The 26,512-nt window shown below is 36.6% G+C and carries 26 protein-coding genes, 1 tRNA gene and 1 other annotated feature; of the genes, 25 read left to right on the forward strand and 2 right to left on the reverse strand.

Features of this window, described 5'->3' with window-relative positions:
* Window positions 1-62: 62 nt before the first annotated feature.
* Window positions 63-136, reverse strand: a tRNA-Arg gene (locus AC2JF9_RS00300).
* Between the two features lie 242 nt (window positions 137-378).
* On the opposite strand from AC2JF9_RS00300, the gene AC2JF9_RS00305 reads away from it, so the two are divergent.
* The 17 genes from AC2JF9_RS00305 (at window position 379) to AC2JF9_RS00385 (ending at window position 16,770) form a co-directional block, all read left to right on the forward strand.
* Entirely contained in the window at window positions 379-2,142 is a 1,764-nt protein-coding gene (locus AC2JF9_RS00305; protein ID WP_500724658.1) for a DUF2207 family protein, read from the forward strand.
* A 126-nt stretch (window positions 2,143-2,268) separates the two neighbouring features.
* Window positions 2,269-4,038, forward strand: coding sequence for a DUF2207 family protein (locus AC2JF9_RS00310; protein WP_500724659.1), 1,770 nt, complete (start codon window positions 2,269-2,271; stop codon window positions 4,036-4,038).
* 82 nt (window positions 4,039-4,120) lie between these two features.
* Window positions 4,121-5,440, forward strand: a complete 1,320-nt coding sequence (locus AC2JF9_RS00315) for a DUF2325 domain-containing protein (protein WP_500724660.1) — start codon at window positions 4,121-4,123, stop codon at window positions 5,438-5,440.
* Window positions 5,441-5,680: 240 nt separating this feature from the next.
* On the forward strand, window positions 5,681-6,520 hold the full coding sequence (locus AC2JF9_RS00320; RefSeq protein WP_500724661.1) for a YitT family protein: 840 nt from the start codon (window positions 5,681-5,683) through the stop codon (window positions 6,518-6,520).
* 84 nt (window positions 6,521-6,604) lie between these two features.
* Window positions 6,605-6,682: a sequence feature (ribosomal protein L21 leader region), on the forward strand.
* A 13-nt stretch (window positions 6,683-6,695) separates the two neighbouring features.
* Window positions 6,696-7,010, forward strand: a complete 315-nt coding sequence (gene rplU, locus AC2JF9_RS00325; RefSeq protein WP_500724662.1) for a 50S ribosomal protein L21 — start codon at window positions 6,696-6,698, stop codon at window positions 7,008-7,010.
* Window positions 7,011-7,023: 13 nt separating this feature from the next.
* Window positions 7,024-7,317, forward strand: a complete 294-nt coding sequence (rpmA, locus tag AC2JF9_RS00330) for a 50S ribosomal protein L27 (RefSeq protein ID WP_046307181.1) — start codon at window positions 7,024-7,026, stop codon at window positions 7,315-7,317.
* Window positions 7,318-7,443: 126 nt separating this feature from the next.
* Window positions 7,444-8,553 carry an aminopeptidase P family protein gene (locus tag AC2JF9_RS00335; RefSeq protein WP_500724663.1) on the forward strand — a complete coding sequence of 370 codons (1,110 nt, stop codon included), beginning with the start codon at window positions 7,444-7,446 and terminating at the stop codon, window positions 8,551-8,553.
* Window positions 8,554-8,625: 72 nt separating this feature from the next.
* Window positions 8,626-9,195: an elongation factor P gene (gene efp / locus AC2JF9_RS00340; RefSeq protein WP_500724664.1), complete on the forward strand. Its 570-nt coding sequence runs from the start codon at window positions 8,626-8,628 to the stop codon at window positions 9,193-9,195.
* A gap of 18 nt (window positions 9,196-9,213) precedes the next feature.
* On the forward strand, window positions 9,214-9,672 hold the full coding sequence (locus AC2JF9_RS00345) for an Asp23/Gls24 family envelope stress response protein (protein ID WP_500724665.1): 459 nt from the start codon (window positions 9,214-9,216) through the stop codon (window positions 9,670-9,672).
* Window positions 9,650-10,048 (forward strand): transcription antitermination factor NusB, encoded by a 399-nt coding sequence (gene nusB, locus AC2JF9_RS00350; RefSeq protein ID WP_500724666.1) that lies wholly within the window; start codon window positions 9,650-9,652, stop codon window positions 10,046-10,048. Before AC2JF9_RS00345 ends, nusB begins: the two co-directional genes overlap by 23 nt.
* A gap of 48 nt (window positions 10,049-10,096) precedes the next feature.
* Complete coding sequence (locus AC2JF9_RS00355; protein ID WP_500724667.1) at window positions 10,097-10,945, forward strand: tetrahydrofolate dehydrogenase/cyclohydrolase catalytic domain-containing protein; 849 nt, start codon at window positions 10,097-10,099, stop codon at window positions 10,943-10,945.
* Window positions 10,935-12,302 carry an exodeoxyribonuclease VII large subunit gene (gene xseA / locus AC2JF9_RS00360; protein WP_500724668.1) on the forward strand — a complete coding sequence of 456 codons (1,368 nt, stop codon included), beginning with the start codon at window positions 10,935-10,937 and terminating at the stop codon, window positions 12,300-12,302. Before AC2JF9_RS00355 ends, xseA begins: the two co-directional genes overlap by 11 nt.
* On the forward strand, window positions 12,283-12,525 hold the full coding sequence (locus AC2JF9_RS00365; protein WP_500724669.1) for an exodeoxyribonuclease VII small subunit: 243 nt from the start codon (window positions 12,283-12,285) through the stop codon (window positions 12,523-12,525). Before xseA ends, AC2JF9_RS00365 begins: the two co-directional genes overlap by 20 nt.
* A complete protein-coding gene (locus AC2JF9_RS00370; protein ID WP_500725376.1) occupies window positions 12,525-13,394 on the forward strand; it encodes a polyprenyl synthetase family protein in 870 nt (289 codons plus the stop codon). The genes AC2JF9_RS00365 and AC2JF9_RS00370 overlap by 1 nt, the downstream gene beginning before the upstream one ends.
* Entirely contained in the window at window positions 13,394-14,206 is an 813-nt protein-coding gene (locus AC2JF9_RS00375) for a TlyA family RNA methyltransferase (protein WP_500724670.1), read from the forward strand. The genes AC2JF9_RS00370 and AC2JF9_RS00375 overlap by 1 nt, the downstream gene beginning before the upstream one ends.
* Before the next feature lie 9 nt (window positions 14,207-14,215).
* Window positions 14,216-15,901: a DNA repair protein RecN gene (recN, locus tag AC2JF9_RS00380; RefSeq protein ID WP_500724671.1), complete on the forward strand. Its 1,686-nt coding sequence runs from the start codon at window positions 14,216-14,218 to the stop codon at window positions 15,899-15,901.
* Window positions 15,898-16,770 (forward strand): GNAT family N-acetyltransferase, encoded by an 873-nt coding sequence (locus AC2JF9_RS00385; RefSeq protein ID WP_500724673.1) that lies wholly within the window; start codon window positions 15,898-15,900, stop codon window positions 16,768-16,770. The genes recN and AC2JF9_RS00385 overlap by 4 nt, the downstream gene beginning before the upstream one ends.
* 57 nt (window positions 16,771-16,827) lie before the next feature.
* On the opposite strand, the gene AC2JF9_RS00390 is transcribed toward AC2JF9_RS00385, so the two are convergent.
* Entirely contained in the window at window positions 16,828-17,103 is a 276-nt protein-coding gene (locus AC2JF9_RS00390; RefSeq protein ID WP_500724674.1) for a hypothetical protein, read from the reverse strand.
* Between the two features lie 208 nt (window positions 17,104-17,311).
* Here AC2JF9_RS00390 and gmk point away from each other — a divergent pair, with 208 nt between their 5' ends.
* From gmk to rsgA, 8 genes are all read left to right on the forward strand, one after another.
* Entirely contained in the window at window positions 17,312-17,926 is a 615-nt protein-coding gene (gene gmk, locus AC2JF9_RS00395; protein ID WP_500724675.1) for a guanylate kinase, read from the forward strand.
* 2 nt (window positions 17,927-17,928) lie between these two features.
* On the forward strand, window positions 17,929-18,147 hold the full coding sequence (gene rpoZ, locus AC2JF9_RS00400) for a DNA-directed RNA polymerase subunit omega (RefSeq protein WP_500724677.1): 219 nt from the start codon (window positions 17,929-17,931) through the stop codon (window positions 18,145-18,147).
* Window positions 18,148-18,209: 62 nt separating this feature from the next.
* On the forward strand, window positions 18,210-20,609 hold the full coding sequence (priA, locus tag AC2JF9_RS00405; protein WP_500724678.1) for a primosomal protein N': 2,400 nt from the start codon (window positions 18,210-18,212) through the stop codon (window positions 20,607-20,609).
* 13 nt (window positions 20,610-20,622) lie between these two features.
* Window positions 20,623-21,567, forward strand: coding sequence for a methionyl-tRNA formyltransferase (fmt, locus tag AC2JF9_RS00410; RefSeq protein WP_500724679.1), 945 nt, complete (start codon window positions 20,623-20,625; stop codon window positions 21,565-21,567).
* Window positions 21,518-22,879 (forward strand): 16S rRNA (cytosine(967)-C(5))-methyltransferase RsmB, encoded by a 1,362-nt coding sequence (gene rsmB / locus AC2JF9_RS00415; protein WP_500724681.1) that lies wholly within the window; start codon window positions 21,518-21,520, stop codon window positions 22,877-22,879. The genes fmt and rsmB overlap by 50 nt, the downstream gene beginning before the upstream one ends.
* A gap of 4 nt (window positions 22,880-22,883) precedes the next feature.
* Window positions 22,884-23,633 (forward strand): Stp1/IreP family PP2C-type Ser/Thr phosphatase, encoded by a 750-nt coding sequence (locus AC2JF9_RS00420; RefSeq protein WP_500724683.1) that lies wholly within the window; start codon window positions 22,884-22,886, stop codon window positions 23,631-23,633.
* A complete protein-coding gene (gene pknB, locus AC2JF9_RS00425) occupies window positions 23,630-25,612 on the forward strand; it encodes a Stk1 family PASTA domain-containing Ser/Thr kinase (protein ID WP_500724684.1) in 1,983 nt (660 codons plus the stop codon). Before AC2JF9_RS00420 ends, pknB begins: the two co-directional genes overlap by 4 nt.
* The gene (gene rsgA, locus AC2JF9_RS00430; RefSeq protein WP_500724685.1) at window positions 25,609-26,502 is read left to right on the forward strand and encodes a ribosome small subunit-dependent GTPase A; all 894 of its coding nucleotides are present in this window, start codon (window positions 25,609-25,611) and stop codon (window positions 26,500-26,502) included. The genes pknB and rsgA overlap by 4 nt, the downstream gene beginning before the upstream one ends.
* The last annotated feature ends 10 nt before the right edge of the window (window positions 26,503-26,512 follow it).

A 26,512-nucleotide genomic window follows, 5' to 3' on the forward strand; every position in this document is an offset into this window, starting at 1 on the left:
ACATCAAAATGTTGATATAACAGGATTCAATATTGATAAAAATCAATAAAAACCATAAAAAATGATCCGGGTGAGATTCGAACTCACGACCCACGGTTTAGAAGACCGTTGCTCTATCCAGCTGAGCTACCAGACCATGATAATGCAATTCCGTTTTTGGAACATAAACCATTATAGAGAAAAGTTTTGCTAAATGCAACAAGAATATTTTAGTTTTAACATTGCAGTAAAGCACTTTAATCAAATTATTTTTAAAAGTCAACGTTATCTTTAATATCTTAGCAAACTATATTTCAGTATAACCAATATATCATTTTCGCTTAGTACTTTGTATAATGTTAAATTGAGACGGTAAATACAGTATAGGTGAGAGTAAATATGGAAAGAAAGCTATTACGAATTTTATCTTTATTAAGTGTTGTCGTTTTTTGTCTTCTTCCTGGACAAAAAGTTAAAGCAGATGTTCACTATAAAATTGAAAATAATACAGCTACGGCCAAGATAAACCCTGACGGTTCTGTTTCAATGAAACGTCAAATTAAGTACTTTTTTTATGATGATGCAAACGGTGTTTTTTATCGGCAAAATTTAAACAAGGATCAAAAGCTAGAGCATGCTAGGGTTATGATTAAAGGCGAGGGTAATTCCAATACTCTTGGGGCAACCTATAGCCTAGATAAAATAGATAAAGGCTATTATTTTACCGTTTATCGTAAAGTTAAAGCAAAAAAACATTTTACGGTTACCTATTACTACAAAATTACTAATGCAATTACTAATTACCATGATATTGCCGAATTAAATTATATGATTATTGGAAACGGATGGGACACAAGTCTTGATAACGTAAAGGCCAGTGTTATCTTTCCTGGACCGGTCAAAAACTTGCAAGCATGGGCACATGGTCCGCTTAATGGTCATATCGTTGTCAAACCTAATAAAGGAAAAATTGTTGTGACTGCAAGGAATCTCGATGGTCATACAGGAATTGAAATTCATGCAATTTTTCCTTTGAGCGTTACTTCAAAGAACAAAAAAGTAGTTAACAAGAATCATCGTCAAACTGTTCAAAGGCAGGAAGCTGTTTTAGCAAGGCGAGCTAGTGTAATGCGTCTTACTAAAATAAGAACAAGCATTCTCTTGCTTTTGCTTTTTCTATTTACCGGGCTTTTAGGGATTGTTTTGGGCTTTTCAGTTAAAAAACAAGGTTTTAAAGCAAAAAAAATGAAAAAGCTGGCGTTTAATTATGCAATTCCGAATGTTGATCCAGTCACAGCCCAGATTTTAGATAAAACAAGTAAACCTGACAGTAGAGCTTTCACGGCTTATATCATGCAGCTTGCCGGTAAAAACCGCATTAAAATTGAAGATTACCAAGAAGGAAGAAAAACTAATTATCGGTTAACTGTCGTGGATTCTAGTGTATTAGCTGAAAATAAGCTTGTAGAAACTATGTTTACTGAAGTCGGCGATCAAAATACTGTAACAACTAAGCAGTTAAGAGAGTATAAAGGTAAGCTACTTGGTGAAGAATACGTTACTTGGACCCAAGATCAGTATTGCCAAGTTCAAAATACCGGTCTACTTGATGAAAAGTTAATACAAAAGCAAACTGCTTATTTTGAAATAATTATTTTATTAATGTTTTTAAGTGCAATAGTTGCATATTTTATAATAGTCCACAATGAGTATTTGAAATTACCAGTAATAATCACTGAAGTAATCATTTTACTGTTAAACATTTTGGCAATTGTCAGAAGCATTATGCAGATTTCGCAGTATTCTCAAGACGGTGCACAAGAAACGAATAAAGTTCGTGGCTTTAAGAAAATGCTTACTAATATTGGCCGTTTTAAGATGCGTGATGTTGGTGATCTTATACTTTGGCAAGATATCATGCCCTATGCTGTCGCCTTTGGTTTAGCCAAAAAAGTACTGAAAGAGCTTAAACTTGAATTTGGCGAAGAAGAATTGCAGCGAAATTACTCTAGTTCGTTTATGATTAGTGGCTCAAGCAGTTTTTCGGACAGCTTTTCATCTAGTTTTACAAATGGGATTTCATCTGGCAGTTCTGGTTCCGGTGACTTTTCCAGTGGATCTTCTGGTGGTTTTGGCGGTGGCTCTGGTGGAGGCGCTTTCTAGCTCGTTTTATGTGACCATAGCTAACTAAAGAATTGCTGATAACTAATGAGCAAAGTGCTCTATATTAAAAACAGGTTTAAAGGATCGGGTATGGTCATTGTAGAACTACTTAGAGTAATTTATATTATGAAAAGAAAACTAATACGATTGTTTGTGCTTTTTGGTACGATATTTCTATGTTTAGTTTCGCCACAAAAGATAAAAGCGAATCCTGAGTATAGTATTACTAACAACGACGTGACTGCTAGAGTTAATAATGACGGTTCAGTATGGATTAATCGGAAAATTAATTATCAGTTTAAACACGTTGATAAAGCAAAGGGTGTTTTTTACCAACAAAATCTTGATAAAAATCAAAAAGTTGAAGATCTTACCATTCAGGTATGCAGCGGCAAGAAAAAAGAAAAGTGGCTGCCTTCTTATAGAGTAATCAAACTTAATGACCTAGGCTATTTGTTCCGAGTATACTATATGGTCAAAGATGGTGGTTCAATGCAAGTTGTTTATCACTATAAAATTACTAACTTAATCACAAATTATCGTGATATTGCAGAATTAAATTTCATGATTGTTGGTAATAGCTGGAATGTTAGTTTAAACAATGTTAAAGCCACCGTAATTTTTCCCGGATCTGTAAAAAATCTGCAAGCGTGGGCTCACGGTCCCTTGAATGGTCATATTGATGTTAATCCTAAAAAAGGACGCATTGAGATGACCGTTCGAAAGCTTAATCCGAAAACTGGGATTGAAGTACACTCAATTTTTCCGTTAAGTGTTACTGCTAAAAATAAGAATGTAAAAAACAAAAATCGTCGTAAGCAGGTACTTAAAAAAGAAAACTATCTCGCTACCCAAGCAAATAAGCAAAGACTGAAAAACAGTATCTTAAATGGAGGACTAGTATTAATTGCTTTAGTTTCTGCACTTTATGGAATTATCAGGGGAAGCAAAATTAAAAAATTTGGTACTAGTCCAAAACCTATTTTTGACCTCGAACCTTTATTCAAAATTCCTGACGTTGACCCAGTGACTGCACAGATTTTGGATCAAGAACGTCTACCTGATGAAGAAGCATTCACAGCTTATGTGATGGAATTGGCAACCAAGAAGAAAATAAAAGTCGACTCAATTGATGATATTCCGGATAAAAAGCAGAATTATTTCACCATTACTTTAGTTGATCCGAATGTGATTGATGAAAGTGAAGTAATGAATGTTCTATTTAATAAAGTTGGCAATGGCAAATCTTTTACTACCGAAGAATTAAGGCGCTACAAAAAATCTGATCTCTCAAATGCATATTTACAGTGGCGGAGAGAACAAGAACGCAAGCTTTTTGATAATGGACTTGTGGCACAAAACTATAAGAATAAAAGAGAAAATAATCAATTCGTGATTGGCTTAATGATGATTATTAATGTTGCTTCAACTGTTTATTTGTTGTATAGAATAAGAGAATTTATATTACCAATTGCACTTGTCGATGGCCTTCTTTTGATATTAGATCTTGATGCCTTACTTAGAACCTATTTAGTATCAATCTATACTGAAAAAGGGGCGGAACTAACTAATCAAGTTCATCGTTTCAAAAAAGCACTTAGTGAAATTAGCGATGCCAAGATGCACGATAATGGTGATTTAACGTTTTGGGAAAATGCTATGCCTTATGCAGTTGCCTTTGGCTTGGCGAAAAATGTATTCAATCAACTTAAGTCAGAATTTTCTTTAGAAGAACGTGACAATAACCCGTATTTTGCAAGATCTTCGTTCGGAAACAGCCTAAGTTTTGTAAATGATTTTTCAGCGGGTTTCTCTTCTTCAGCTGGCTCATCAGGAGCCTTTTCCGGCGGTTCATCTGGTGGCTCCGGAGGCGGCTCTGGTGGAGGAGTATTCTAAAAAAAGGTCCAGAAAGCAAGCTGTCTTTTTGGATTTTTTAAATGCTATACTAAATAGAACCTGATTAAAGAAGTTGAAAAATATGTTTGATTATCGCAATAACTTAAGAAAAATCTTAGATAGAACAACTGGAGATGACCAAAGTTTGCGCAATGGTTTGACTGCTATTAAGTTGATTTTAGGTATGACCGAAGAAGAAGTTTCTTCAAAATCTAAATCTAAAGAAGCACATATGGATTCGCAACAGTTAGGGCTTCTTTTTTCTAGTCTTGCAAAGTTGCTTCAATCGCCTGGTGAATCAAGAGCAAAAAAGAACGCACTCTCGGCAATTCATCAATTAATGTATACGCCAAATGATAGTTCTACTTATCACCAAAGCATAACTGAATTAGAACAAGCCATTCGCGCTTCTAAGGCTACTAAAGATGTGATTAATAAAAGAGTTTTCGAGACAGCTTTGGAGCAAAAAGAAGCACCTAAAAGAGATTATCGCAAAGGCAAGCGCTATACGGTTATCCGTCTATTATCTGGTTGCGATTTAGTTAATGATAGTAATCGGCGTGTTTTTACTCTCAAAGAATCACAGATTCATTCTTTGAATCTCAAAAGTGGCGATATTGTTGAGGCGCTACCTGACCATAGTAATTCAAATTATGAAGCAGAAATTCTACGTTTGGTTGGTTTTCATCAACTTTCTAGTATGGAAGTCGATAAAATTTCAACGTTTAAGTATGGTGTGGTGCAAGGTAGACCAGGTCATTTATCAGTGAGTCGCAACATTAAAGGTCAAAAATTACGAGTACGTGGAAAGTCAATCTTGTTACCAGTTGACTCGAGTCATTTTTCTGGAGGAAATGTTCAATTAACAGATGGGTCCATCGTTGATTTAGCTTGGTACGATGGAGATGTGCGTCTTAAAAAAAATCCATCTGCAGCAATAAAAATTAGATGGATTTATGAAGTTGATACGCCCAAAACTGTTGCTACAACTAGAAAGAAAAAAATAAAAACTGCTGAAAGTTCAGAAGAACTTGCTAAATTGGCTATGGATTTACATTATCAACGTGTTGGAATTGCTGTTGGTGATAACCAAAATGAGGCAGTTTTGGAAGGAATTGTGAACAGCTACAATGGTATCCCAATTCCCATTGATGCCTTTCAAGGGAAGAAAAAAATACTTGAAAATCAAATCAAGGATTTGGATATTGTAATCTTAGTTACAGCATTTGCTGCACATGATAGTACTTGGAATATTCGTGAGTTTGCCAGCAAGTATAATATTAAATTTGCAGTTAGCTCTAGTAAAGGGTATCAATCATTTGAACGGGCATTATATCGAGCTGAAAAACATCTTCCTGCGTATGAAGGAAACCAGACAATTGATTACAAATTGTCTGATTAACTAAATAAAGTGATAACTGTCATTAACACTTATGCCATTATTTTCATATGACAAGTAGAACTGGATAAAGCATCGAGCTTATTGTAACTTTTTAAATCGTGATGAATGTGGAAATATTTAAAAAGGTTTAAAGAAAACCCTTCTTCTTTAAAATGAAACGCTTACATTATTATATTACTTGGATAAATTCGTCTTTTTTTGTATAATAATACACAATTATTTTTACGAAAGGAAGATGAGATGAATAACGTAAAACATAGACACACTTGGCAATACTGGCTGTTCTTTTTAGCCGGATTGGAAATAATTACAATTGCAATTAACTTCTTTTATGCCCCAATTAATGTTGCAGCTGGAGGTTCTACAGGAATATCAATTTTGGTTGACGCAGTATGGGGAATTAATCGATCTTTGACTGTTTTTGTAGTAAATTTGCTTATGCTGATTTTAGCAGCTATTTTTCTTGGTAGAGATACCTTAAAAAGAGTAGCTTTAGGTAGTATGACTTTGCCAATTTTAATGCAGATTACGCCAAGCTTTAAGCTGACTTCAAACAACATGTTAGCGGTAATATACGGAGGAGTATTAATGGGCGTCGGCGTTTCGATGCTATATCGAATCAATGCTTCCTCTGGTGGGACTACAATTCCGCCACTCATTATTAAAAAGTACTTTTATATTGATCCGGCAATGTCGTTAATGGCAATCGATATGACTATTATTGTACTAAATCTTTTTGTCGATGGTACCGAAGCCTTCTTATTAGCGGCATTTTCTCAGGTTATTACCACGATTACTATGCGTTACACTGAAACTGGTTTTGACAAGAAATACCAAGTTCGGATCATGAGCAATCAAAAGCTTGATTCAATCAGAGACATGTTGCAAAAGGACTACGAAGGTTTAACTGTGTTTAACGTTGTGGGTGGCTATACTGATAAAGATAAACAACAATTAGTAATTGTTGTTGATACTAATGAATATGGCCAACTGGTTGCTAAAGCACGTGAAATCGATAACGAAGCATTTATCGTTACTGAAAATGTTGCTCGAGTTCATGGCGGCAAGTGGCAGATATAAATTATTGGCAGGAAATAACAAGGATTTTTATTGCCAATTTGACTTTAGCGTAGTATTATGAAGTAGTTGTATTTGTGGAGACCTCCACATCTGCAACCGCACAGTTCGAGGTAAAAAGATTTTTATTGAAAAGCACCTCGATTGGCGAGTCTGAGTATTTTTTGGAGGGCAGTAAATGTACGCAATTATTAAAACCGGTGGTAAGCAATACAAAGTTGCTGAAGGCGATAGTGTTTTTGTTGAAAAGCTCGATGTCGAAGAAGGTAAGAAAGTTACTTTTGATGAAGTAATTTTAGCTTCGGATGGCAAGGACGTTAAAGTTGGTACTCCATTAGTTAAGGGTGCCAAAGTTGTTGCTAAAGTTGAGAAACAAGGCAAAGAAAAGAAAGTTGTAACTTTCAAATATAAGCCTAAAAAGCACTCACATTCAAAATATGGTCACCGTCAACCTTACACTAAGGTTACAGTTGAAAAAATTGAATTAAGCTAGAGGTGAAGAGATAATGAATATTTTAAATCTTAAATTATTTGCCCACCACAAGGGTGGCGGTTCTACTGCTAACGGTCGTGATTCAGCTGGACGTCGTTTAGGCGCTAAGGCTGCTGATGGTCAAACTATTCATGCTGGTACGATTATTTATCGTCAACGTGGAACCAAGATTCACCCTGGCAAGAATGTTGGTCAAGGTGGAGATGATACATTATTTGCATTAGTAAATGGTGTTGTTAAGTTTGAACGTAAGGACAAGTACAGAAAACAAGTTTCTGTTATTCCAGTTGAAGAAGAAGCTAAATAATTTAGTTCTTAAAAAAAGAAGACGAAAAGCATGTGCTTCTCGTCTTTTTTCTTTTTTTAAAATGATAGTTGCTAAGAGCCTTTAGCAGTAAAATAAAGTCAAGATTCTGATAAGGAGAAGTTGAACATGGCCGAAAGAGATGAATTGTTAACGTTAATAAACCGGCGCATTGACGAAGTTAACAAATTAGTAAAACAGCAAGACGCCGATGGTTTTCTCATATTCAACCAAGCGAATTACCGCTACTTGACTAATTTTACTGGTGAAGAAGCTCAGTTGATTTTAACTGTTCAGGGAGATCGGATCTTGCTTTCGGATTCGCGTTTTGAGGGTCAAATTAAAGCGCAAGCCCCTGGTGAAATGAAAGTAGTCATGAAGCGCGGTGATCAAGATCAGGAAATAAGTAAACAGTTAAAGGCTGCAAATCTAAAAAAGGTTCTTATTGAAGGCGAGTTTGTTTCCGCTGTCGAGTATCAAAATTTACAGAAATTAAACCCGCAAATCGATTTTGAAATTTGTGAGGAACTAATCGAACGTGTCCGGAATGTAAAGGACGCTATCGAACTTACGGCATTACGCCAAGCTATTAGTATTTCGATGGATAGTTTTAATGAAATTCTGCCAATGATTAAGCCGGGTGCAATAGAGCGTAATATTGGTGCTAAACTGGATTACTTGTTTAAGGTTAACGGAGGAGAAGGCCCAAGTTTTGATACTATTATTGCTTCGGGGGTTCGTTCAGCATGGGCTCATGGTGTAGCCAGCGATAAAATAATCGAACAAGGCGACTTGGTCGTGGTAGATTTTGGAGCTTTTTATCATGGCTATGCAGCTGATATTACTCGAACGATTGCAGTTGGAAAAGTAGATCATGAATTGAACAAAATTTATAAAATTGTATTTGAAGCCCAGAGACGTGGGATTGCAGCTGCTGTTGTCGGAAATCGCGGCGCTGATGTAGATCGAGCTGCCCGTGACTACATTAATCAGCAAGGATATGGAGAATACTTTGGCCATGGAATTGGTCATGGAATCGGCTTGGAGATTCATGAACTCTGCCAACCAGCTTTACCATTTGGAAAGCAAGAACTAGTTAACAATATGGTACACACGGTTGAACCAGGGATTTATTTACCGGATAAAGGTGGGGTCAGAATTGAAGATGATATCTTAGTTAATGACCAGACACCGGAAACACTTTCGACTTTGCCTAAGGATGAGTTAATTTCTTTATAAAAGTTAAATATTATTTATAGTAAAATCACGCGTGAATTGGTAAGATATTATTATGGAGATGAGGTACTTAATATGACAATGATTTCAGTAAACGAATTTAAGAACGGCCTAACCATTAAGTATAATAATGACTTGTGGCGGATTGTTGAATTCCAACATGTGAAGCCAGGTAAAGGTAGTGCTTTTGTTCGTTCTAAGCTTAAGAGCTTGAATACCGGTGCAGTTCAGGAATATACTTTCCGTTCGACTGCCAAGGTTGAAACTGCGGAAATTGAAACTAAAGGAATGCAATATCTATATAATGACGGTTCAAACTATGTTTTCATGGATACTGCTACCTACGACCAATTAGCTATCCCAAATGAACAAGTTACTGATGAAGCTAAGTTCTTAAAGGAAAACATGGACGTTAGTGTAATTATGCATGAAGGTAAAACTTTAGGAATTCAGTTGCCAAATACCGTTGAATTAGAAGTTACTAAAACTGAACCTAATATTAAAGGTGATACTTCTTCTGGTGGTGGTAAACCTGCAACTATGGAAACTGGTTTAGTAGTTAACGTACCTTTCTTTATTAATGAAGGCGATGTTTTAATAATTAATACCGTTGATGGTAGTTACGTATCTCGCGCAAATAAATAGTATTTTGAGGTAAACAAAATGGCAGATAGTTCGAAAATTGTCTTAGATGATAAAAATAATGGCGAAGAAATTGAAATTGATCCTAGTGTTCTTGAAATTATCATGGGCATCGCTGCCGAAAAAGTTGATGGTGTTGCCGGAATGCATGGTAATGTCAGATCTGGAATTAACTGGGTTTTAGGTCGTGAAGACTTACGTCGGGGCGTAGAAATTAGAGTTAATGAAGACGGCGACTTAATCGCTGACGTTTACGTTAGTGTTGAAGCTGGCTGCAATGTTCCAAAGACTGCTAAAGGTCTTCAAAAGTCTCTGAAACAACAAGTTCTACAAATGACGGATTTAACCCTTAAAGAAATTAATGTCCACGTAATTGGCTTAGTATTTCCAGAGGACGAAGAAGAAGACGAAAGTGGTGCTTCCCAACTGTTCTCTGACATTGATGAAAAGGGTAAAAATGAATCAACACGAGAGTCGTAGAGTTGCAATGCAAGCGGTGTATTTAGCTAATCAAGATACTAAGTATACCCCTGCTGAAGTTGAAGCTAAAACGATCGAAACGCTTGATCTCAAGACACTTCCTGCATATTCAAAAACGATTATTGATGGTGTCATTGAAAAGCGAGACGAATTAAAAGGTCAACTGGCTGTTTATTTAAAGAAGAACTGGCGAATTGATCGAATTAGTCAAATTTCATTGGCTATTTTAGAAGTTGCTTTATTTGAAATTAAGTATAGCACAGAAATTGAACCTAAAGCGGCGGTTAATGAGGCTTTAAACTTATGTGATGAGTTTGCTGATTCGAAAACAAAACCGTTTATAAACGGTATTTTGGCAAATTTCGTCGAAAAATAATTAATAGTCGGCTGTCAGGCCGGCTATTTTTTTAGAGAAGAGAATTAAATGGCGCAGATACTTGATGGAAAATTATTGGCCGACATTAGTGCTATCAAACTAAAAGAAAAAGTTGATAAGTTAAAACAGCAAGGAATCGTTCCGTTTTTTTGCGTAATTAATATTGGTGATGATACCAGTAGTCAAATTTACTTAAGAACGAAAAAAAGACGTGCCACTGAAATTGGAATCGCACAGAAAGTTTATCAATTACCAATTGATGAATCACAAAACGATTTGCTTACTCTAATTGACCGACTTAATAAAGACGACAATATTGATGGAATTATGATTCAGTTACCGGTGCCAAATCAGATTGATTTGAACGAAGCACTGGCGCATATAAGTCCTGAAAAAGATGTTGATTGTTTAACACCAAGCAATGTGGGTCGTTTATGGCGTGGGGATCACTTTGTTGAACCAGCAACAGCCCATGGAATTTTAGCACTGCTTGATTATTATCAGATTAGTTTACGTAGCAAAAATGTTGTAATTGTGGGGCGTAGTAGTATTGTTGGTAAACCGTTAGCGGCATTAATGTTGGAGCGAGATGCAACGGTGTCAATTTTGCATATGAAGACTAAAAATCTTGCAGAATATACTAAGAGAGCTGACGTCCTTATTACAGCTACTGGTCAGGCTAGGTTAATTACGGCAAAAATGGTCAAAGAAAATTCAGTGATAATTGATGTTGGAATTAATCGGTTAAATGGTAAAACGGTAGGTGATGTTGATTTTGCTGACGTTGAGCCAAAAGTTAGTTATATAACTCCGGTTCCTGGGGGAATAGGTCCCCTTACTGTCGAATCTTTAATGGAACAGGTAGTCCAATTAACAAGGAGAAAATATGGAAGATAACAAATATCTTACCGTTACGGACTTAAATTACTATATTACCCAAAAATTTAAAAACGATCCGTATTTACATAAGATTTTCCTTCAAGGTGAGCTTTCAAATTATCGTTACCGGCGAAATTCTCATCAGTACTTTTCGCTTAAAGATGAAAAATCAAAAATTAATGTAGTTATGTTTCGCTCTCATTTTGATAAGGTAAAATTTAAGCCCGAAGAAGGAATGAAAGTTTATATAACTGGCTATGTCAGCGTATATGGACCACAAGGAACTTATCAGTTTTATGCTGAAACAATGGAACCCGCTGGCCTTGGTGCTCTTTACGAGCAATTAAAGCAACTGCAAAGAAAGCTATCGGATGAAGGGCTGTTTGACCAAACACACAAAAGAAAGCTACCAAAGTTCCCTGACCATATTGCAGTTGTTACAAGTGCTTCAGGGGCCGTAATTCATGATATTTTAGTCACTGCGAACAGGAGGTTTCCGCATGCACAAGTTGATTTGTTTCCTGCACAAGTACAGGGTGACCGAGCTGCGGATTCACTAGTAAAGGCAATGAAACAGATTGCTGGGTACGGTGATAAATACGATGTGATGATTATTGGTCGGGGCGGCGGCTCGCTTGAAGACCTTTGGCCGTTTAATGAAGAAGCGGTTGTACGTCAAGTTTATGACATGCAGATGCCCGTGATTTCTTCAGTTGGTCATGAAACTGATACGACATTATGCGATCTGGTAGCTGATGCTCGCGCTGCGACTCCCACTGCCGCAGCTGAATATGCAACCCCAAATTTAACTGATGAACTAGCCAATATTCACCAGTTGCAAAGCAGTTTACTTGCAAGTATGCAAAATAATATTCGCGTTCGAAGAGATGCCTTAAATCGAATCAACAATTCAATTATAATGCGTGAACCGGTTAGGCTTTATGATGAACAGGCTCAGACCTTGGATCTCTTACGTGACCGTCTTCATAGCAGTATGGTGCATTTATTAGAGCGTGCTCGACAAGGTTATCAATTAACTCAGCAGAAATTAGTATCAGCAAGTCCTGCCAAAAAAATTGAACAAGTTTCGCAACAGCAAGATTTTTACTACCAAAAATTAGTGGCTAATATGCAAAACATGCTGCGAGAAAAACGACATGGGCTTGCTCAAACTAGCCAGCAGTTGGATGACTATAGTCCACTTAAAACGCTTGATCGAGGATATGCATTCGTAACTAATGATCAGCAAAAGACAGTCAGTTCAATTGAGCAAATTAAAACAAATAATGAAGTAGATATTCATTTTAAAGATGGAAATGCGCAAGCGATTATCAAATCAATTAGGAGAACTAAAAATGGCAACAAAGAAAAATAATTTTGAAGAAGAATTAACTGAATTACAAAAGATTGTTAGCAACTTAGAGAATGGTAATGTTCCGCTTGAGGATGCTTTAAATGAGTTTCAAACAGGCGTAAAGCTGAGTCGAGATTTAAATAAAAGGTTGACTGAGGCTGAGGAAACTGTCGCAAAGCTAATTGATAGTGATGGTACGGAACACAAACTTGATCCAAACAACGCAGCTGCACCGGAAGAATAATAATGAACTTTCAAGAATTTAAAGTAAAATGGACACCATCAATTGATGAATTTTTAAAAAAGCACTTACTACAAGATATTGCTGATAAAAAATTTAGTCAGATTATGTCATACTCGGTGATGGCTGGTGGTAAACGGTTAAGACCGTTGCTTTTTTTAGCCACATTGGATGCTCTGGGTAAAGAAATTGGCGAAAAAGAAATTCAAATTGCTTGTGGAATTGAATTGATCCATACATACTCACTAATTCATGATGATTTGCCAGCAATGGACAATGATGATTTCCGTCGTGGTAATTTAACCAGTCACAAAAAATGGGGCGAAGCAGAAGCAATTCTAGCTGGTGATGCTCTTCTTCCGCTTGGAATTCAGTGGATTACTACCGGTAGTAAATCGGCAAAAGTAGTTGAAATTATAACCAAAGCAATAGGTCCAAACGGTATGGTTGGCGGTCAATACTTAGACATTGATTCAACTAATAATACAAATGTAGCAGATAATTCAGAATTTATTAGTCGAATGGAATGGCTTAAAACGGGATGTCTTATTGAAGCTTGCGTTGAAATGGCAATTGTTTATGTTGGTACTGATGAAACAACAAAAACTAAGCTGATGGCTTTTGCGCAGGATTTTGGGCGCTCATACCAAATCTATGATGATTTAGTCGATGTTATTGAAACAACTCAAGAAGCTGGCAAGACAACGCATAAGGATCAAGAAAACGGCAAGAATAATACTCTGACTTTACTTGGAGTCGAAAAAAGCAAAAAAGAACTAACTGAGTTAATTAATCATGCTAGGCTATGTTTGAAAGGACTAAATGGTTTTGTTTTAGCTGGCTTCCTTGATTTATACCAAAAGGTACTATAATGGCAAAAGAAAGAGCGGATGTTTTATTAGCAAAACAAGGTGTGTTTCATTCTAGGACACAAGCTCAACGAGCAATTATGGCGGGCTTAGTTTCTGACCATAATCACCAAAGAATTGATAAAAGTGGAACAAGTTTTCCGACTGACGAACACTTTTATATTAAGGACTCAGGTAAAAAGTATGTTTCGCGCGGGGGCTTTAAACTAGAAAAAGCGTTAAAGTCATTTAAGATTGATCTAACTGATAAGATTTGTCTTGATATTGGTGCTTCGACTGGGGGCTTTACTGATGTGGCCTTACAGAATAAAGCCAAACTAGTTTATGCACTTGATGTTGGATACAACCAGTTGGCATGGCAATTACGGGACGACCGGCGTGTAGTGGTAATGGAAAAACAGAATTTCCGCTTTAGTAAGCCGCAAGATTTTACTAAAGGCTTACCAGATTTTGCGATGACCGATGTTTCATTTATTTCACTTGATTTGATTTTGCCGCCAATGTTTGCAATTTTAAAAAATCACTGTGATGCAGTTTGCCTAATTAAGCCCCAGTTTGAAGCAGGACCTGAAAACGTTGGTAAACATGGTATTGTTCATGACCATAGTGTGCATTGTGATGTTATTCAGCATACAATTGATAAGGCCAGAAAAATAGGGTTTAATGTTTTAGATGTTGATTATTCACCTATTAAAGGTGGTAAAGGTAACATTGAGTTCTTAATTCACATAGAAAAAGACGAAAACGATGGTGGGAAGTTAGTTTGGACAAAAACCCCTGAAGATGTGGTTGAACGAGCAGTTGCCGAGCTGTAGGAGAAAATTATGTTAGTTGAGCTGGATATTAAGAACTTCGCTATTATTAAAACATTGAAGGTTCGCTTTCAAGAAAATATGACGGTTTTAATTGGTGAGACAGGAGCTGGTAAGTCAATTATTATTGACGCTGTTTCATTATTAATGGGTGGACGTAGCCAAAAGGAAATGGTTCGCACCGGCGAAAAAAAGGCCATTGTCACTGGCTTATTTGAAATTGATAAAGAATCAAAACAAATAAATAAGTTATGTGAAAAATATGGCTTACCAGATTCTGAAGGTCAACTGGTAATTAGCCGTGAATTGGCAGTTAAAGGTCGCAACGTTGTGCGAATTAATGGACAGCTTACTACGATTAATGTACTGCGCGAATTAGGTAATTACTTAGTTGACATTCATGGGCAAAATGACCAACAAATTTTAATGGATCAAGAGCGACAAATTGACTTGGTTGATAATTACGCTTCCGCGCAATTTAAAGCCGATTTAGTGCAATATAAGGAAGACTTTTATACTTGGCAAAAGCTAACTGCTCAACTTAATCATTTAAAAAGTGATGCGCAAGAACTTGCTCAGAAGCAGGATATTTTGAGTTATCAAAATGATGAACTATCCTCGGCAAACTTGACTGACCCTGATGAAGATGAGCAACTTGAAGAAGAATATAATGAGCTAAATAATTATCAAAAAATTGTCGATACGGCTAATTATTTAATGCAATTATATGACGATGAAGACCACGGAATAGAAGCTCTTCTTGATAATGCGCAAAATGCAGCAAATGATTTAGCTGAATATGGTGCTAAGTTTAAGGATATTGCTAAAACAATTGATGATGGCGTTTATGCTTTAAGTGATGCACGTAGTGAATTATCTAATGTGCTTGATGAAATGGACTTTGATGAAGAACGGTTTCAGTATGTTTCTAATCGACTTGATTTACTTAATTCACTAAAGAAAAAATACGGACCGAATTTACAAGATGTTTTTGATTTCTATGAAAAAGTCCAAAAAGAGCTTGGACAATTTGAAACTGGTGGCTTAGATGAAGAAAAGCTCCAAAAACAGGTTGCTGCAATTGAGCAAAAATTAACTGCCGAAGCTAAAAGCTTGCATCAGATTCGTGTAAAAGTAGCTAATACACTGGAAGAAAAAATTAAGCAAGAACTAGCAGACTTATACATGGCCAAAGCAAGGTTTGTAATTGATATTTCAACTAAGAAAACTTTTACCAAAAAAGGTATGGATGAAGTTGTTTTTTTGATTGCTCCGAACCCGGGAGAAGATTTAATGCCACTGGTTAAAATTGTTTCTGGTGGTGAACAATCGCGCCTAATTTTGGCACTTAAAACTGTCTTCAGCCGAGTAGAACCAGTTGGTACGATGATTTTTGATGAAATTGATACCGGGGTTTCAGGAAGAGTTTCGGCTGCAATTGGCGAAAAACTTCATTCAATTGGTGAAAGTAAGCAGGTAATTGCGATTACGCATTCGCCCCAAGTAGCGGCAGCTAGTGACCAAAAATATTTAGTAGCTAAACAAGTTAAAAACGGAGCCACTTATGCACAAATTGGACCGTTGACACAAGAAGAAACAGTAACTGCAATTGCGGAAATGATGGCTGGCAGCGATGTAACGCAAGCAGCTAAACAAAATGCTCAAGATTTAATGAGGAGTTTTAAAAAGAAAAAATGAAATATTATGAAAAGGTAGCGCTGAATAGTGACGAAGTTGTCCAGGCAGAAAAGCTAACTAAAATTGTACAAATAGAAGACCATACCTATAAGGGAATTTATTTAAGCAATCAGTTTAATTATTTTACTGAAATGCCAACGTTTATTTATGCAATTGATAATGGCAAAATGATTGGACTCACAATGCTTTATGCAGATGAAAAACCAGATGGTGAGGTTGAATTACACGTTGAAGTAGCCCCGGACTACCGCGGGCGAGGTATTGCGCGCGAAATGACTAAACGTGCGCAAAAAATCATGGCCCAATACGGTTATAACAAATACTGTTTTGTTTCAGAAAAATCATTTATTACAAAAAATGTTGATTTTCTGGCAAAAACTAAGTTGGAAATTGATGATCATGATTTCTATATGGTGGCCTCTAAACCTGAACGAATAGCAAAAAATGATAATCTTGATCTGAATTTGGCAGTTCGAGAAATGAACAAAGATGACATAGAAAAAGTAGTACAGCATTACAGTAAAGCATTTGATGAAAACATTGAATCAACGAAAAATTACATTCTTGAAAGCTTTAAAGACAAAGAAAAAGTCAATTTTGTTTTAACTTATCAAGATGAAATTGCTGGGTATTGCGCTGTAGACTTAAGCATACGTGACTATTTTTTTGGTTTATTTATCCGAGATGATTTTCGTGGTCGTGGATACGCAACCTTTTTTATCAAAAAAATGATGGCAGAGCTGAAAGAAAGAGGATCTAAGGAATTTGAACTTGAAGTTGAACCTGATAACCTTGCAGCAGTTCATGCTTACCAAAATGCTGGATTTGAAATAAAAAGTGAAGTTGTTTATTTAAAACGAAAAAGATAGCGTAAAAAGCCCAGAATGGAAAAATTCTGGGCTTTTTAATTAATATTTATAAGAGAATTAGGCTAAATCAACCCTAAAAACATTGTCTAAGTCGATTACTTTAATCAGTTTTTGGTTAGTAGTGCGTAAAACAAAGCGACCAGCTGAAAGTCGCTTGGTAATTTGACCAATTTCACTGGAGCCATCATGATAATTGAGTAAAACATAAGCTCGCCGTAACAATGCGTAGTTCAATGAAGCTAAAATTTCATTTTGATACTGGCTGTAAATACTTAGTTTTTCGTCATCATATTCAAAAAAGTAATGATAGATTTTTTTAAGTGAGTTTTTCATCAGTTCATCCTCAATATTACTCGAACATTTGTTTGATTAATTACATTATAAGAACATTTGTTCAGAAAAACAAGCTTTTTATTTAAAATAACTACTTAAAGTTCTTACCAATATCTTCAGTGTTAAAATATAACTGATAGTCCGAACTTGAAAATCTTGTCCATTTAGTGCAAACTAGACGTAATAGCTTTTTATAGGGGAGTTTGGCATGACAGAAAAAGGTTTGTTACTTGTCCTTTCAGGTCCTTCTGGAGTTGGAAAAGGAACTGTTAAAAGTTCGATCGTTGAAAATAAGGTTTTCCCGTTCGAGTATTCAGTTTCGATGACTACTAGAAAACCTAGACCTGGAGAAGTCGATGGCAAAGATTATTACTTTGTTAGCGAAGAACGGTTCAAGGAAGCTATTAAGTGTGGTGAACTTTTAGAATATAATAAATATGTGAACCACTACTATGGAACGCCACTTGCACCTGTCAAAAAAATGATTAGTGAAGGCAAAGATGTCTTGTTAGAAATTGATGTTAATGGTGCAAAAAAGGTTCGAGAAAATATGCCTGATGGTGTTTTCATTTTCTTAACTCCACCAGATTTACATACTTTACATCTACGTTTAGAAAATCGTGGAACTGAATCTGAAGATGTAATTAAGGGACGAATTAAACAAGCACGTAATGAAATCTTGGTCATGCAAGATTACGATTACGCTGTTGTTAACGACACGGTGGCTAATGCGGTTGACCACATTAAGGCCATTGTTGATGCTGAACACGTTAGCGTTAAGCGTGTTATAGATACTTATCGTAAAATGGTTAGGGAGGATTAAAGATGAGAGTTACATACCCATCAATTGATAAATTATTAGCCCAAGTAGATTCGCGGTATTCATTATCCGTACTTGCTGCCAAACGGGCACACGAACTAGAAGCTGGTGACCCAGAAGCTTTGAAAGAATATAAATCTCAAAAACCAGTTGGAAAAGCCCTTGAAGAAATTGAAGCAGGTAAAGTAACTGTTGATCCAAACCATCGCGAGGTTAATCAGTAGTTGGTTAAATTTATGACCTCCATCCCAAAAGAGATGGAGGTTTTTTTTCTAAAGGTGATTGAATGATTGCGCAAATAATAATCGATATTGCCGCAAAACAAACAGACCGTATTTTTGAATATCATGTGCCAGAGGAACTTGAAGACGTGGAAATCGGCTCACGTGTTTTTGTTCCTTTTGGTCCGCGGAAATTACAGGGCTTTGTTGTTGGTTTAAGTGAAACCAGTCAATTTCAAGGACAACTAAAGGACTTACTTTTGGTTGTTGATGAAATGCCACCATTAACCAACGAGTTAGTTGAACTATCAAAAGCTCTTGCTAACCGAGTATTTTCATACCGTATTTCTATTTTAAAAACAATGCTTCCCCGAGTTATGCGGGCAAATTATCGAAAGATTCTTACGCCCATTTCAGATAAAGCTAAAAGATTACCTTTTTTTCAGGGTAGTCCAATAGATTTAAATAAGATAAACGATAACCAAGAAGTTGCTTATATTAGAAAGTTGCTCCGTAATGAAGATGCTAAAATCGAGTATATTGTTGAAAACAGAGCAAAAGTAAAGACGCAAAATTGCTATTCCTTAACTTTAGCCAAAAAGCAATATCTCCAAGCGTATGAAGGTTTGCGACAAAATGCTATCAACCAAAAGCAACTTTTGATGTATATAATTGAACATTTTTCAGAATTTCCTAAACTTCAGAATGAACTGGAAAAAGAATCAAATATTAAAACAATTACTTTGACTGGTGCAGTAAAAAAAGGCTGGTTAGAAAAAAAAGAAACTGAAATTTATCGTGATCCGTTAACTGACTTTGCTGAAGCACGTCCGTATGATAGAAAAAACAAGTTAAATGCTGAACAAAAAGTTGCCTTAGAAAAGATTGCGCCTGCAATTAAAGCCAAGAAAGCACAAACTTTTTTGTTAGAAGGAATTACCGGAAGTGGAAAAACTGAGGTCTACCTTCATGCAATTAGTGAAACTCTTGCAAATGAAAAAAACGCGCTCATGTTAGTACCAGAAATTTCTTTAACACCACAAATGGTAGAGCAAGTTAAGTCACGCTTTGGTGAGAAAATTGCGGTTTTACATAGCGGTTTGTCTGAAGGTGAGCTGTATGATGAATGGCGAAGAATTCGGCGCGGTGAAGTTCATGTTGTAGTTGGCGCGCGAAGCGCTGTTTTTGCGCCGTTAACTAATATTGGCTTAATTGTAATTGACGAGGAACACGAATCATCGTATAAGCAAGAGGATACTCCGCGTTATCACGCCCGTGATGTAGCGATTTGGCGCAGTAAATACAACTCGTGTCCGCTTATTCTTGGAAGTGCAACACCATCTTTAGACAGCCGGGCTCGTGCACAAAAGGGTGTTTATCAGCTTTTGCAGCTTCATAAGCGTGCAAATAATAAAGAACTCCCTGAAGTTAATTTAATTGATTTAAAACAAACTGATTTTGCTGGTCAACAGTTAGACTTATCCGTTCAATTAGTTGAGGCCATTAAAGACCGTTTGGCTAAAAAAGAGCAAGTAATTTTAATGCTCAATCGCAGAGGTTTTGCTAACTTCATGCTTTGTCGCGAATGCGGATATGTAATGAAATGTCCAAATTGTGATCTTTCTTTGACCATGCATAAAGATACCCAGCAAATGCAGTGCCATTATTGTGGCTATAATACGACGATTCCTAGAACATGCCCAAATTGCCAAAGTAAGCAGATTCGTTTTTTAGGCAGTGGAACGCAAAAAATATTGGAAGAATTAGGCGAACTCTTGCCAGCAGCCAAAATTTTGCGTATGGATGTTGATACGACAAGACGAAAAGGAGCATATAAAAAGATTTTGGATCAATTCGGTAATCATGAAGCCGATATCCTACTGGGTACGCAAATGATAGCTAAAGGGCTTGATTTTCCTAATGTTACTTTGGTTGGTGTTATCAATGCTGATACTGGATTATGGTTGCCGGACTACAATGCTTCTGAACGCACTTTTGAACTGTTGACTCAAGTTGCTGGCAGAGCAGGTCGGGCAGAAAAGAAAGGTGAAGTAATCATTCAGACCTTTAATCCAGATCACTATGCCATTAGATTGGCGAAAAAGCAGGACTATGAACGTTTTTACTCTTATGAAATGAAAGTTAGACATGCGGGCAACTATCCGCCATATTTCTATACTGTTTTAATCTCAGTTGCTGCCAAAAAGGAGCAAAACGCTGCTCGTGAAGCTTTTAAAATCAAAAATCAGCTTACCCAAAAATTGCATCAATCTACAATTATTTTGGGTCCAACACCAAGTGCAATCTCGCGATTAAAAGATCAATATTATTATCAAATACTGGTAAAATATAAAAAAGAAGATAATTTGAATAAGCTATTGCACCAAATTCAGAATTCTGCGCAAAAAGTTAAAAAATATGGCTTAAATATCTATATTGATAATGAGCCTGAGCGCATTATGTAAAGGGGAACGTTTAATGACATCAGTAATTTTCATGGGCACGCCTGATTTTTCTGTTCCGATTTTAAAGGGACTAGTCGAAAACAATTATGAAATCAAAGGTGTTGTAACTCAGCCAGATAAAAAGGTTGGTCGTAAACAAGAGATCAAAAAAACACCAGTAAAAGTTCTAGCCGAAGAGTTAAATTTGCCGGTTTTTCAACCAGTACAATTATCACGTTCTACTGAAGTTGAGGAGCTGATTAAGCTGCATGTTGACTTAATTGTTACTGCTGCATATGGGCAATTTTTGCCGACTAAATTCCTGAATTCTGTGAAAATTGCTGCAATCAATGTTCATGGTTCACTCTTGCCCAAATATCGTGGAGGTGCGCCAATCCAATATTCGCTGATTAATGGGGATGCGGAAACAGGTGTAACAATTATGGAAATGGTCAAACAAATGGATGCCGGTGATATTTATGCTCAAGAGACAGTAAAAATTGCCGATGACGATACTAGTGGCAGCCTTTTTGCGAAACTATCAATTGTTGGACGCGATCTGCTTTTAAGTACACTACCCAAAATAATAGCTGATCCGACAGCGAAAACTCAGCAAGATTCAGATCGAGTGATTTTTTCGCCAAACATAACTAAAGAACAAGAACAGATTAAGCTTGATATGACTGCTGCTAAAGCTAACAATCTAATTAGAGGCTTAAATCCTGATCCTGGTGCCTATTTAATGATCGATGGGAAAAGGTTGAAAGTTTGGCAGGCAAAAGTCAGTAATGAAAAAACAAAATTATCAGCGGGTAGCTTAGTAGATAATCAAGGTCGGTTTGCAATTGGCTTTGCACAAAACACGGTATTGGAGCTTTTAGAAGTTCAACCTTCAGGCAAGAAAAAAATGGATATTAAGAGCTTTATTAATGGTCAAGGCAGTAAATTTAAGGTGGGCGATAAAATTGTCGACAGTTAGCAGTGCTCGCGAAGTTGCATTAGAAACGCTAATTCGGATTTTTCGTGACAACTCGTATTCAAACATTAGTTTAAATAATAGTTTACGCGATGCTAACTTATCGCAAACTGACCGTAATTTTGCGACCCGTATAGTATACGGTACGGTTCAATATAAGATTTACTTAGAATACCAATTGCAACCTCTGATAAAAACTAGGTTAAAGGAAGACTACCTTCGCCCGTTATTACTTATGTCAGCTTATCAAATATTCTTTATGGATAAAGTTCCAAACCGGGCTGTTTTGAATGAAGCTAATAACTTGGCTAAAAAATTTGGTAAACCGAATGCCACCGGATTTAAAATTGTAAACGGTATTTTGCGCGCTTTAATTAGACGTGGTACTATTTTACCAACACCTGATAATTCGCTTACTTTTCTCAGTGTAAAAAATAGCGTTCCGGAATGGCTTGTACAGTATTTCATTTCTCTTTGGGGAGAAAAGCGAACCGCTAGTATTTTGTCTAGCCTTAATGAACCAGCTAAAAACACAGTACGAGTTTCGCGTTTATGTAACTCTAAAGTAGTTTTTAATGAGTTGTCGGAATTAGGTTTTTCTCCTAAAAAATCAATTATGACCAATGATGTTTTTTGTTTAGGTCGCGGCGGGATTGCCGAAACTGAGTTATTTAAAAATGGTAATTTGACAATTCAAGATGAAGCTGCTAGTTTGGCGGTAAGTGCTTTCAATTTTGATGGTCACGAATCTGTTTTAGATGCTTGCAGTGCACCCGGCGGAAAAACGGTTCAGATTGCTGAAAACTTGACTAATGGCAAGGTTACTGCGCTAGACATTCACGAAAATAAGCTACGCTTGGTTGAGCAAAATGCTAAAAGAATGAAAGTTACTGACAAAGTTATAACGAGGCAAATGGATGCTCGTAAAGCAGATAGTGCGCTTGAAAAAGGAAAGTTTAATAAAATCTTAGTAGATGCTCCTTGTTCAGGTCTTGGCTTACTTAGACGTAAGCCAGAGATTCGGTATAATAAAGAACTTTCTGACTTACTCAATTTGCAACAAATTCAATTAGACATACTTGAACACACCAGTTCACTTTTAAGTAAAAAAGGTGAGCTAGTCTATTCAACTTGTACAATTAGTGAAGAAGAGGATGAGCAGGTAGTTGAAGGCTTTTTGAAAAAGCATCCGAATTTTAAATTACAATCATTCAAAACAGGCGAACTTGAAGCACCAAACGGAATCTTAAAGATTTTGCCTGATAGTTATGGCAGTGATGGCTTTTTCATTGCTAAGTTTGTACTACGAGGTTAACGTTTTGATTAAAACAGCTTTTGCTTCCAGTATCGGTCGGATACGAAAAAGCAATCAGGATTTTGTACAAGTTTTCAAAAACAAGTGTGGCGTAACATTTGCGGTTGTTTGCGATGGTATGGGCGGTCACCAAGGTGGCGATGTTGCTTCAACGATGGCAGTTAGCCACTTAGGTCATAGTTTTAGTGAAACTGATTTTAATGACATTAATAGTGCCCGTAAATGGTTAGAAGTGCAGTTAAGTGCTGAAAATGAGATGATCATACAGACAGCTGATCGTTTTCCCGATTTGAATGGCATGGGTACAACTATTGTTTTGGCTATAGCTTTTGATCACGAAGCCTTAATTGCTCATTTAGGCGATTCTAGGGCATATGGTTATTCAAATGGTAAGTTTGTTCAGCTCGTGGAAGATCATTCACTAGTCAATGAACTGGTAAAAATGGGTCAAATCACCAAACAGCAAGCTAAAAATCATCCGCAAAAGAATATAATTACGCAGTCTTTAGGCGTTTCTAGTACTATTGACCCTGAATTTCGGCAAATTGAACTGAATGAGGACGACCTTATTTTGCTTTGCACTGATGGCTTAACCAATTCTCTTGATGATCCGCAAATTCAACAAATTTTAGCTACAAGAGAACTTTCGTTAATGGATCGTTGCCATAAACTAATCAATGAAGCCAATCGCTTAGGTGGCGGCGATAATATTACAGTCTGTTTAGTCTTAAATGAAGGTGGTGATGATCAGTGATTAATAAGGGATATTTACTAGGAGATCGTTATCGCATATTAGACACACTAGGCGAAGGCGGAATGGCAAATGTTTATTTAGCTGAAGACATTATTTTGCAGCGAAAAGTAGCTGTGAAAATTTTACGATTAGATTTACAAAAAGAGCCGCAAACTCTAGCCCGTTTTCAACGTGAAGCTCTAGCTACTAGCGAACTGAGTCACCCTAATATTGTCATGGTTTTAGATGTTGGAACGGACCATGGCTTGCCTTATATGGTTATGGAATATGTTGATGGTCCAGACTTAAAAGACTATATTCTGCAAAACTCGCCCTTAGATTTACAGAACGTAATTCGTATTATGGATCAAATTCTTAGTGCAATGAGATTGGCTCACAAGCATAATGTGATTCATCGTGATTTGAAACCACAGAATATTTTAATGGATAAACGTGGCAATATAAAAATTGCTGATTTTGGAATTGCTGTTGCTTTAAATCAAAATTCTATTACTCAAACTAATTCTGCACTTGGTTCGGTTCACTATATGTCTCCGGAGCAAACACGCGGTGGTTTGGTTACTAAACAATCTGATATTTATTCATTAGGAATTATTCTTTATGAGTTAATTACAGGATCTGTACCTTTTAATGGAGATTCGGCAGTTGCAGTTGCCCTTAAGCACGCGCAAGAATCGATTCCTTCAATTAGAGCAAAAGATGCAAAAGTACCGCAAGCATTAGAAAATGTCGTTTTACGTGCAACCGCTAAAGATCCGCGCGATCGATACAGTTCTGCTAGAGAAATGCAGGCAGATTTAGATACAAGCCTAAGTCCTGAACGAGCTGGTGAACCGGTTTTTATTCCCACTCACGAGAAAAATGATGAAGAAACCATTATTTTACCGAATTTTAAGCCAGCTGCTAAACCTGAAAGCAATACGGAAAAGGTTGAAGAGAGCATTCAAGCGTCTGAAGAGCAAGAAAAGCCCGAAAATCAAACCTTCTTTCAAGCTTTGCGTACTCATAAATGGTGGTGGTTATTTATTGGCTTAGCTGCAATCGTTGTAGTTGGATTGATGCTGTTTGTGGTTACTAATAATAGTAATAGTGAAGTTCGGATACCCGATGTAACTAATCTGTCCGAAGATAACGCGCGCCAAACAATTGAAAATGTCGGCTTAAGAGTGGGTCGCGTCAAGCATCGAAGTTCAAATAATATTGAACGAGGTAAGGTAATTGAAACTTCGCCGAATGCTGGTGAGAGGATTAAAAAAGGTCGGTATATCGATATTTATGTTTCTGACGGTAGTGGAATGGTTCGAGTTCCTGATGTCACAGGAGATGAATATGAAACCGCGGTAAGTAAGCTAGAAAAAATGGGTTTTGAAGTTATTAGAGACAATCAATATTCTGATAATGTTCCCGCAGGTCATGTCGTTTCGCAGAGTATTGCTGCTGATGTTGAGGTTAAGCCAACGCAAACAACAATTACGTTAGTTGTTTCTAAAGGACGCGATGATCATAACCGGCATGGTAGCGTTAAACTGCCTAATTTTAAAAACTATACGCTAAAGGAAGTTCAAGAGTATGCGCGTAAGTATAATTTAACATTACAAGTAAATCCTACTTATTCAGATAAAGTTGAAAAAGGGATGATTGTTTCGATGAGTCCAGCAGCTGGAACCGAGGTTTCGCGTGGAAGTACAATTGCGGTTAGTGTTTCAGAAGGTTCAAAAACAGAAAAAGACTCAACGGCAATTAAGACTTTTACGGTCACATACGAAGGCAATGAAAATAATGAATCATCAAATAGAAACGGTAATCATGTGCAGATTTATATTTCAGATGATGAGCATTCAATAAATAATATTTATCGTGACTTGTATATTAGGAGAGATATGAACTTTTCAATTCCTTTCTCTCTCAGGAAAGGTTCAGGTATGCTTCGTGTTGTTCGTGATGGACAAACGGTTTTAAACGAAAAGGTAAATAAATGACAAAACAGACTGAGGGGATTGTTGTTGGACTAATTGCTGGCTTTTATGATGTACAAACTGAAAATCAAGTTGTGCGTACGCGAGCTCGTGGTGTTTTTCGAAAAAATAACCAAAAACCTATAGTAGGTGACCGTGTCAAGATTCAGATTGACGAACAAGGAACCAGTTATTTAGTCGAAGTACTCCCGCGTACTAACTTAATTGGTCGCCCAGCGCTGGCAAATGTCAATCACGTCTTGTTGGTTATATCGGCAGTGGAGCCAGACTTTTCTTTACCACTTTTGGATCGATTTTTAACTTTTTTTGCATGGCAAGATGTTAGTGTTAGCATTTATTTGTCTAAAAGTGATCTTACTGAGTCAGTTAAGTTAAGTAAGATTTTATCTAATCTGAGTTATTACGCCAAAATAGGCTATCAATTTTTTGACAACTGGGAAGAATTAGCAAATAAGCTTCCTAATGAAATAAAAAAAGATCAAATTTGGACTTTGGCTGGTCAATCTGGCGCTGGCAAATCGACGTTAATTAATCATATCAAGCAGGGTCTTAAACAAGAAACTGCTGCGATTTCAACTAGTTTGAATCGTGGCAAACATACGACTAGAACTGTCCAACTTTTCCAACTTGGGAAAGGTTTTTTGGCCGATACTCCCGGCTTTTCAGCTATTGACTTTACGCCAATTAAAATTAATGAATTATGTAATTACTTTGTTGAATTTAAAAGGGCCAGCAGTCAATGTAAATTTAGAGGTTGTCAACATTTAAAAGAGCCTAATTGTGAAGTCAAAAAGTTAGTCGAAGAAAAACAAATTAAGCAAAGTCGTTATGATGATTATTTGGTAATGCGGACGGAAATTGAGCACGGTCGCTTACCAGAATATTTGAAATAAGGAGAGAAAA

The organism is Lactobacillus sp. C449L (assembly GCF_059900815.1).